The organism is Xenorhabdus sp. NBAII XenSa04 (assembly GCF_963866145.1).
GTDB lineage: Bacteria > Pseudomonadota > Gammaproteobacteria > Enterobacterales > Enterobacteriaceae > Xenorhabdus > Xenorhabdus indica.
This window is the reverse complement of record NZ_CAWMEB010000117.1, coordinates 1-9,568: the sequence shown is the minus strand read 5'-3', so window position 1 is coordinate 9,568 and position 9,568 is coordinate 1. Positions and strand designations below refer to the sequence as shown.

The window sequence follows — 9,568 nt, the reverse complement described above, 5'->3', positions numbered from 1 at the left end:
GGTTAACTAGGCCAGAGCCTATCAGGGATGTGTTGCCCTTTTGCTGCGGCGTCATTTTCAGCGATAAATCCGCAAAAAGTGACGCCTTGAGTTCTGCAAACAATCAGCAAAGGCTGTGCAAGCCTTGAAGTGCCCAAATGGTAGCTATGGGTTAATTGTCAGGTGTAGAAAGACTGCCTGCTGAATACTTCAGACAGTGATCGTGAGAAGCGTGAACCGGATGTGCGAAAGCCATCCTGTTGTTCATTGAAGATAAAGGAAAATATGCTTTATGTTGATATGAAAGAAAATGCATGATTCAATGTTCAATACACTTCTATGGTAAGATAAAAACGCCTTTTGAGCGTATTTCTAGCTTAATAAACCTTCATTGCCAGACAAGGGGTTTATGTCCGACAATATCTGCTTCCAAAGATGCGCAGATGTACCGCAATTATTGCTCTCTCTTTTTCAGGCTACGGGAGTTTTGTTTCGCTACCCAGTAGGTGATCCTTACAGGCGATAGGATCTTTGTCATAATAGGTTAATACCTTATCGATTAGATTTGTCAGGGTCAACTATTGTTTGATGTTAAAAATAGCCTCATAAAAATGCTCAATAATTACAATCTGTTGTGGTGTTTAAAGCTATTGAAACACATCAATTTGTGAACCGAGGAAAGGTGAGATAATGATGCAAATGGAAGAGGGAGAAATAGCGTAACAGCCATCTAAACACCAAGGCGTCTAAATGGCTGATAAGTGGTTTATGATAGCTAATAGCAGATCGGGTGTTGTGTATAGCTTATACCTATATTTGCCCACCTACCCCCTTAAACTTTTCAACAAATGCAGCAATTTTCTGGAAAACGGTTTGCTTTTTCGTTCTGTATTCCGGATTAAGCGGACTTAACTTTGGTAGCGTTGAATTGAGTTCTGTGCCGTTTTCACTTGCGTATTCTCGTCTTAATGATGCTGTGATATAGCGTTTAGCCGCATCTTCATTTAAGTTCTCAGAATTGATTAACTCCTCTGCTTCACGTTTTTGTTCAGCTTGAGCAAATTTGAAGAATTCATCAATGATACTGGCTTTGTCGATAATTTCGTCCAAATTAGTTTGATTAATGAAATCAACAATTAGACTTTCTTTTGCTCGATTACCAAGGCTGGAACGAATTAAACGGCGAACTTCATCAATTAATTCCGCCTTATTCTTATTCTTTTTATTGTTTTCAAAAATCAACTCAAGAATGTAATCCAGATTAATTTCCTGTGATTTGAGCAAATCTATTTCAAAAACGACATCATCCCAGTCAATAGTCGATTTATCTTTCTCATTAGATGATTTTTCACGGCGTAACCAATCACGCGTATCATTATAGGTCGAGCGATAATCTTGAATAGCACGCTCAGTCGGCATCTCAATCGCTTGCATAGCAACGATATCTTCATCGTCTAGGTAGTACTTAGCTTTAAATGCTTCAACAGCTTCCAGATTACTCATATCTACATGCTGTAGAGCCTTTAATCCTGCAAATTCATCGTAGTTTTGCAGTACATTCTCTACACGCAAATATTCGCCAAATAGCTTGGCAAAATCCTTTTTATCTTGCTCTTTAACAATATCATCAGGATTAGGAAAGCGTCTTTGTAACTCTGTCACTACATCTAAAAATCCACGGCGTGCTTCGCCGGTGACTAAATCAGTAAAGCCTTCCATGTATTCTTGATAACTTTTCTCCAGCACAATATTTCTGGTATTGCTATCACCAAATAAAGTGATAGCCTCAACTGTAGACTGTTCTAAATCACGGAAGGTGACGATATTACCAAAGGTTTTTGTGGCATCATAAATACGATTAGTGCGTGAAAAAGCTTGCATTAAGCCGTGGAAACGCAGATTTTTATCGACAAATAACGTATTCAGTGTCGGCGCATCAAATCCCGTCAAAAACATACCAACAACAATTAGTAAATCGACTTCTTGATTTTTGACTCGCTGAGCGAGATCTTTATAATAATTTTGGAAACCTTGACTATCCACACCAAAATTCATTTTGAACGCGGCATTATAATCATCAATGGCTGCGCTTAAGAATTCTTTGGCGCTGCTGTCCATCGCGGTGAGCTCAAAACTTTCATCAATAATCTCACCTTTAGCATCTTGCTCTTCATTGGCGGCGAAAGAGAAGATGGTGGCAATATTAAGCGGTCTTCTGCTTGTTTTATTTTCGTCAGTCTCTTTTTGCAAATGCTTGAACGCCTCATAGTAAGCTTTGGCCGCATCCACGCTACTGACCGCAAACATCGCATTAAACCCCTTGCCACCGGCCTGGAGACGATGCGTTTTTTGCCTGAAGTTATTTAAAATATACTGGGAAATTTCACGAATACGAACGGGATGTAAAAAAGCATGCTTGTTTTCTGCCGCGGTTAACTTTTTCTCGTCTAACTCTGTTTCAATGGACTTAAACTGTGGTCTTACATCGTTATAATCAACTTTAAACTTCAATACTTTTTCATCACGAATAGCATCAGTAATTACATACGAATGTAATTGGTGCCCAAACACACTACTGGTGGTGTCTGCTCCCAATGCGTTTTGCGGGAAAATGGGCGTGCCGGTAAAACCAAACTGATAATATTTTTTAAATTTTTTCTTTAGGTTTTTTTGTGCTTCACCAAACTGGCTGCGGTGTGCCTCATCAAAAATAAACACCACTTGCTTATTGTAAATAGGTAAATCGTTTTCACTTTTTATTAAGTTATTCAGTTTTTGAATGGTCGTAACAATAATTTTATTGTCATCTTTTTCAATATTCCGTTTTAGCCCTGCGGTACTTTCCGAACCATTAACACTGTCAGGCGAAAAACGTTGATATTCTTTCATGGTCTGGTAATCCAGATCCTTACGATCGACCACAAAAAACACTTTATCGATAAAATCCAGCTCAGTGGCCAAACGTGCTGCTTTGAAACTGGTTAAGGTCTTTCCCGAACCTGTGGTATGCCAAATAAAACCACCGCTTTCCGTATTACTCCAATTTTTAGCCTGATACGCACTTTTAATTTTCCACAAAATACGTTCAGTTGCCGCTATTTGATAGGGGCGCATCACTAATAAAGTATTGCTAATATCAAAAACAGAATAATGAATTAACACATTCAGCAAGGTATTTTTCTGTAAAAATGTCGCCGTGAAATCTTTCAAGTCTTTAATTAATTTATTATCAGACTTCGCCCAATTCATGGTGAAATCAAAACTGTTTTTATCACGCTTGGTGGTATTGGCAAAATAGCGGGTATCTGTACCGTTTGAAATCACAAAAAGCTGTAAGTATTTAAACAGTGAGTTTTCTGTATTAAAACTCTCTTTGCTATAACGATGCACTTGGTTAAAGGCTTCACGAATAGCAACTCCGCGCTTTTTAAGCTCAATTTGTACCAATGGCAGACCATTAACCAAAATGGTCACATCGTATCGGTTCGCCTGCGATCCTGCTTGCTCGAATTGCTTAATGACTTGTAGTTTATTACGGGGAATGTTTTTCTTATCGACCAGATAGATGTTCTCAATATGCCCATCATCAAAAACAAAGTCGTGGATATAATCGTTATGAATTTTACGCGTTTTATCTATGCTGCTATCGTTGGGCTTATCTAAGTACTGCTCAACAAAGCGTTGCCACTCACTATCCAGAAATTCTACATTGTTCAGTGCCTGCAATTGTTTCCGCGCATTAGCCAGCATATTTTGGGGCGTATTTAAGCCGGTCACATGTTCATAACCTTGGCTGATTAAATCATCGATTAATTCCCGTTCTAAATCATTCTCACTCTGATAAGCCTCATTAAGTTGTAATTCCTTAATATATTTATCAAGTACGATAAAGTTTTTTGACTCAGCAATCGTGTTGTATTCGTGCATACTTCACCTATAAATTCGATTCACTCTAGTCTTCTGACTGGTGGAAGCGGTACATCGTGTTAATTTCATTAACCAGATAACGCAATACACGCTGGTCATCATCTGTAAGTGCAGAGACCTCTTCACCTGCATGTTTTGAATGACTAGAGATATTAATAATCCTGGCTTCATAAGGATTAGGCCTACCATCATCTGTTTTTGGCAATAAATCACCCCACTTTTTATAGCCCAGAAAAGTAGAGGTTTTTTCTAATATATTTCTTAAAAAGTTGAAATGATACTTGCTCAACTGATCGTTTTCGATGGCTTTTTCGAGTTCTGACTTTAAATAAAGATGATATGAGAATGGTGAGTCATTCGGTTGGGTTGCCAGTTGATATGTGCCATCCTCATGCTTTGTCAGCCTGTATTTCTCAAATCCTTTCTTTTTATAGCTTTTATCATCGCTATTTAGTTCATTATGTAGCACGTTATAGAAAAGAGGGTTATGCGTCGTTATGATGAATTTAACGCTAGATTCGTTAGATTTAATAAGCTGAGCAAGATGCACTGCCAATTCAATCAAATGATTTTCATCTAACGAACTCACAGGATCATCAATAAAGATGTATTGCAATTGATTAAACTGATCGGTTTCTCGCTCATCAGGTTCAGCAACATTCAGCACGCTGATAACTTGCTCAATCAGTGTGTAAAACACGCTCCAGATAAAGTTGCTTTCTTCACCCTTTGATATTTTAACATTTTTAGTTGGTGCTTCATTCCCACGTTCGAAAGAAAACGTAACCTCTGAACCATTTTCACTAAAATGTGGAGTTAATTTTTCATCTGTATAGCGTTGGAAGTTAGCAATGATATTTTGGTCTTGCCCTTGGTCTTTCAGCACCCAATCTGTAAATGAATTTGGCTGGATTTTGAGTTTAGGCTCGGTATTCTCAGATAAGTCGTTATCCCAGTAAAACAAGTCTTCGGTAAAAGCGTTGTAATACAAAAAATTAGTACGCGTTAATGATAGTTCTTTATTGTTGGTACTTTCATCATTATCAATTTTTGGCGCAATCAGCTGTTTAAATTCCTTCGAAAGCCGGGTTTTACCCGTACCATTAAAGGCATAGATCAGTTGTACTTTCTTGTTGGCCTCTTTTAGCTGCTGTGCTATTTCCGTTAGCGTTTTACTCATATCACGCCTCTACTTCTGGTTTGGGGAAACTCAATAACAGATCGCGATAATATTCGTATTGTTTTTGGCGTAGTTCAATTTCACGAGGCAAACCTTCGCTGATAGAACTGGTTAAAGTGTCGAATTTATCTAGGATGCCGACAATACGTTCTTGTTCTGCAAGCGGAGGAATAGGAATGAGATATTCCATTATTTTTATTTTATTACCGCGGGGCATTTTGGTTCCTTTAGAATGCTGCATGTTGTAATCGAAAAATTTATCATCCGCTAAAACCTGATATAGATACCTCGTTTTTACCGCTTCATCAGTAAGACGAATAACAAGCACATCTCCATTTGTACCGCCGATACGGTCAGCGTGCCATATCTTCTTCAAATAGGGCCGAATATTACCGATTAAGATGTCACCATTTCGATATTCGGTTAAGTTGCCCTCAGTTGGCATATAGCTAGATTCTTTTTTTCCTGCCCGATCTTGCAGGAGATTGTCAACACCTGCATAATTAGTTTTATTTAGTTTGTCAAAGCAAATGCGAGTTTTTGAATACTCCGCTACTTCCCCCAAAGTCTTCCACTCCACCTCATCTTCTTCAAAACATAACAACTGATCACGATAGTAGTTATATTGTTTTTTGCGAGCTGTGAGCTCGGCTGTGAGCTCGGCTGTGAGCTCGGCTGTGAGATCGGTAAAGGTATCCAAAATACGGACGATTTCTTCTTGGATATGAAGTGGGGGAATGGGAATTTGTATTTTGTTTAATATAGCCTGCGTCAGACTAGGTCTTCCTGCTCCTGTATCTAGTGCCAATAGATCAATAGTTCTGATAAAATAATATAAAAATTTAGGGATAATTTTCTTAGTATTAATTTCTGTATAGTAAATTGTGTCAACATTCCAAAAAGGTGACTCAATATAAAAAATATTTGTTATCGAACCCTTGCGGGGAATTAAAACCGTTGGCTTATTATATGAATAAGTATCGACATACCCCATGATCCCGCCTGAACCATACACTGGAATATCACCAGAATTCAATTTCTTCCAATCTTTGCCATGTTTTACTTTCGCCACTTGCCCCAACAATTCCCATTCCACCTCAACCCCTTGAAGCAGTTTTTCCATAAAACTCATGTTGCTCATTCCTTGCTCTCCACACCTTCAATTTTGGCAACAATGGCATCAATATCCGCCCGCAACTGATCGATTTTTTTAACAGTGGTCTTTAATTCGGCATTGAGTTTTGTAATATCAATTAATTCGCGGTTATCTTTAACTTCGACATAACTACTCACCGACAGGTTGTAATCGTTAGCAACGATGGCTTCAAAACTGACTGATTTTGCAAAGTGCTCAACATCATCTTTACTGTCGAAGACCTGCATAATTTGTTCGATATGATTGTCGGTGAGTATGTTGTTATTAGTTTCTTTTTTAAACAGAGAGCTTGCATCAATAAACTGAGTAGTGGTGTCTGTTTTGTGTTTAGACATCACAAGAATGTTGACAGCTATGGTCGTGCCAAAAAATAGGTTAGGCGCTAATGAGATTACAGTTTCAACATAGTTGTTATCTACCAGATATTGGCGGATCTTTTGCTCAGCTCCACCACGGTAAAAAATACCGGGGAAGCAAACAATCGCTGCACGGCCTTTACTGGATAAGTAACTCAATGCGTGCAGTACAAAGGCAAAATCGGCTTTGGATTTCGGCGCTAATACGCCAGCAGGAGCAAAGCGGTCATCATTGATCAGTGTTGGATCATCACTGCCAATCCATTTCACCGAATACGGTGGATTAGAGACGATGGCATCGAACGGTTTGTCATCACCAAAATGCGGCTCTAGCAGGGTGTTACCTAGCGCAATATTGAATTTATCGTAGTTAATGTTATGCAAAAACATATTCATACGCGCAAGATTATAGGTAGTATGATTAATCTCCTGACCAAAAAAACCGTCCTCAATGATATGAGCATCAAAGTGTTTCTTCGCTTGTAATAGCAGTGAACCCGAACCGGCGGCGGGATCATAGATTTTATTTACGCTGGTCTGCCCGTGCATGGCAAGTTGAGCTATTAACCTAGAAACGTGTTGTGGTGTAAAAAATTCACCACCTGATTTACCTGCATTAGCAGCATAGTTAGAGATTAAAAACTCGTAAGCATCACCAAACAGATCAATCTTGTTATTTTCAAACTGACCAAATTGAAGTCCTGCTACACCTTTTAATACGGCGGCTAAGCGGGTATTTTTATCTTTAACGGTATTACCTAAACGATTACTGGTGGTATCAAAATCAGCAAAAAGGCCTTTGATCTCGGCTTCAGATGGGTAGCCGCTAGCTGAGCTTTCAATAGCGACAAAAATACTATTTAAGTCTTTGTTTAAATTTTCATTTTTATTGGCATTTTTGGCAATATTGGCAAACAGCTGGCTTGGATAAATAAAATAGCCTTTGGTTTTAATGGCATCATCTTTAATCTCGTCAGTGATAATATCATCTGAAAGCTCAGCATAGTTGATACTCTCATCACCGCCTTCAATGTAGTTTGCAAAATTTTCACTTATAAAACGATAAAACAGCGTACCCAGTACATACTGTTTGAAATCCCAGCCATCAACTGAACCTCTCACATCGTTGGCAATTTGCCAGATTTGACGCTGTAGTTCGGCGCGTTGTTGGGTACTTGTCATTGTGAAACTCCACTATTAATACGTTTTAAATAGCCATTAGGCCTATAATCAGGCCGGTATTATAACGAGTAAAGACGCTCTAATCATTTTGAATCGCTACAAGTTCAGTAAACATCTCAGGGGAGTTTTTGAACTACCACCAACCTGAAACAACCCGGCCTTATATTTTGCTCATAGCAACTTGATGTGGCAGACTAATTTTGGTTTGCTTAAAGTGAGAAACTGACGCGCTACGCTTGTCTTCTCCAAGTAACTGGGTTAATTTATTAGCCCGGTTACTCAGAGCTCTAAAAGATCACCTGCCAGAGAAAACATTTTTACCTACCCCCTCCCTATTAAAGAATTATGGGTAAAACTATTCATCCTGTTCACCTTCGAATAATTTTATTTAAATTCATATTGTTAAAGGGTGATGAGTTGAAATTAAACTCTTCACCCAACCGTTCACCTCCAATCAGAAAAAAATTATTCTTCTGGCTGGCTACTCCTTGTCAGTTTTGGCATCCATTCGATAGCGGTATCAAGATTCAGGCTCAGATTGCTACGAATGCCTTGTTTGCTTTTCTTGCGTAAGTATTGCTGGCTGTACTCTGCCAGTGCGCCCGGCATATCCATTCCGAAGCGAGTCACGGAAACAGGGTTGTTCAGGTTATTGCCTTTCATATAAGCAAGGTAGGTGTGATAAAGGTACTTACGAGGATTGAACGGCACAATCTCCGCATTACCGATTAACAAACCGTCAGCTTCATGGGAAGCAATAAGATAACCGCAAAAATCGACCAGTGGATCTGTACCGCGTTTGATATCCAGCGCCTCCGCAGATTTCTGCTGCTCTGCCAGTAAACGCCTCGCTGATTGTGGATCAGCAAACCTATGAAGCAGATGGCGGATAATCACAGGCAATTCTGCGGCGATTTTATCCCGTAGGAGTGGATCGCGTTCATTTTCCGGTACGACTTCGGAAAAATTGAAAATCACCCGACGCCGCGATACTCCACCACTGCGATCACTGAAACTCATGGCATTATTATTTACTGCCAACACCACCGCAGGAATGCGAGTTGAATAGGGTTGTTTATGCTTCGGATCGATAGCAACTTCATCACCACCCGTAATTGCCTTGATACCGGAACCATCACCCACATAGCGGGTCTGGTCAGGCAGGATAATCAACAAATAACCGACAATCAGCGCCCGTTCCCGTGGGTTTTCCAATGCCGCCATACTTGCCGAAACAGTATTTCCTTTGCCTGCCAGCACTCTGTTTGTTTTGTTTTTACAGTTGGCTGTTGCCTGATTAAGCCAGTGCCAGAACTGTGGCGCGTGATCTTGCAGGTTTTCCCCTGAAACAGGGGAATTGAATTCAACGTCATTGGCAAGTAATAACCAGTCATTTTTGCGGTGAGGCCGGAACTGGCAGGCTTTCAGGTCAAATACGCCATTACTAAATCCGATTAAGTGGCGTTTTGGTGGCTGCATCATGGGAAGTTGTAATTTCAGGGCATCCACGGCTGAACTAATACCATGTGGCGAGTATGCTGGCTGGCTCCCATCTGACATAATGTCAGTTTTGAAGGTTCGGCATCATTATTGAACTGAATGGCTGCTTTTTGCTTGATTGATGTCGGTTGATAAAGCCCGTGAGTAAAGGCTTGCTTTGCTATTTCCACACCGTGTTGCTGGCGATAATCGTCCCAATCAGCTTTATACTCTGTAGGCGGTAACGTTACCCATCCGTTGATCGCTATGGCGGTTTTCTCTGCTGCACCCTTGCCGATATTCTTTTTC

Annotated in this window: 4 protein-coding genes and 2 pseudogenes; all 6 read right to left on the bottom strand. The window is 39.8% G+C overall.

What is annotated here, in order from left to right; translation table 11 throughout:
* Positions 1 to 789 precede the first annotated feature (789 nt).
* Positions 790 to 3,906, bottom strand: coding sequence for a type I restriction endonuclease subunit R (locus AAC147_RS05815; protein ID WP_047685947.1), 3,117 nt, complete (start codon positions 3,904 to 3,906; stop codon positions 790 to 792).
* A 25-nt stretch (positions 3,907 to 3,931) separates the two neighbouring features.
* The gene (locus AAC147_RS05810; RefSeq protein ID WP_047685941.1) at positions 3,932 to 5,086 is read right to left on the bottom strand and encodes an AAA family ATPase; all 1,155 of its coding nucleotides are present in this window, start codon (positions 5,084 to 5,086) and stop codon (positions 3,932 to 3,934) included.
* A gap of 1 nt (position 5,087) precedes the next feature.
* Positions 5,088 to 6,227: a restriction endonuclease subunit S gene (locus AAC147_RS05805; RefSeq protein WP_047685937.1), complete on the bottom strand. Its 1,140-nt coding sequence runs from the start codon at positions 6,225 to 6,227 to the stop codon at positions 5,088 to 5,090.
* Positions 6,224 to 7,780, bottom strand: a complete 1,557-nt coding sequence (locus tag AAC147_RS05800; RefSeq protein WP_047685935.1) for a type I restriction-modification system subunit M — start codon at positions 7,778 to 7,780, stop codon at positions 6,224 to 6,226. Before AAC147_RS05800 ends, AAC147_RS05805 begins: the two co-directional genes overlap by 4 nt.
* 465 nt (positions 7,781 to 8,245) lie before the next feature.
* Positions 8,246 to 9,328 (bottom strand): annotated as a pseudogene (locus AAC147_RS05795) (DNA primase family protein); the annotation flags it as partial.
* Positions 9,277 to 9,568: pseudogene (locus AAC147_RS05790) on the bottom strand (DNA primase); the annotation flags it as partial. The pseudogenes AAC147_RS05790 and AAC147_RS05795, both read right to left, overlap by 52 nt.

Coding starts and splice junctions, on each gene's coding strand:
- AAC147_RS05815 (WP_047685947.1), bottom strand. CDS start 3,906: ATGCACGAATACAACACGATTGCTGAGTCAAAAAACTTTATCGTACTT.
- AAC147_RS05810 (WP_047685941.1), bottom strand. CDS start 5,086: ATGAGTAAAACGCTAACGGAAATAGCACAGCAGCTAAAAGAGGCCAAC.
- AAC147_RS05805 (WP_047685937.1), bottom strand. CDS start 6,227: ATGAGCAACATGAGTTTTATGGAAAAACTGCTTCAAGGGGTTGAGGTG.
- AAC147_RS05800 (WP_047685935.1), bottom strand. CDS start 7,780: ATGACAAGTACCCAACAACGCGCCGAACTACAGCGTCAAATCTGGCAA.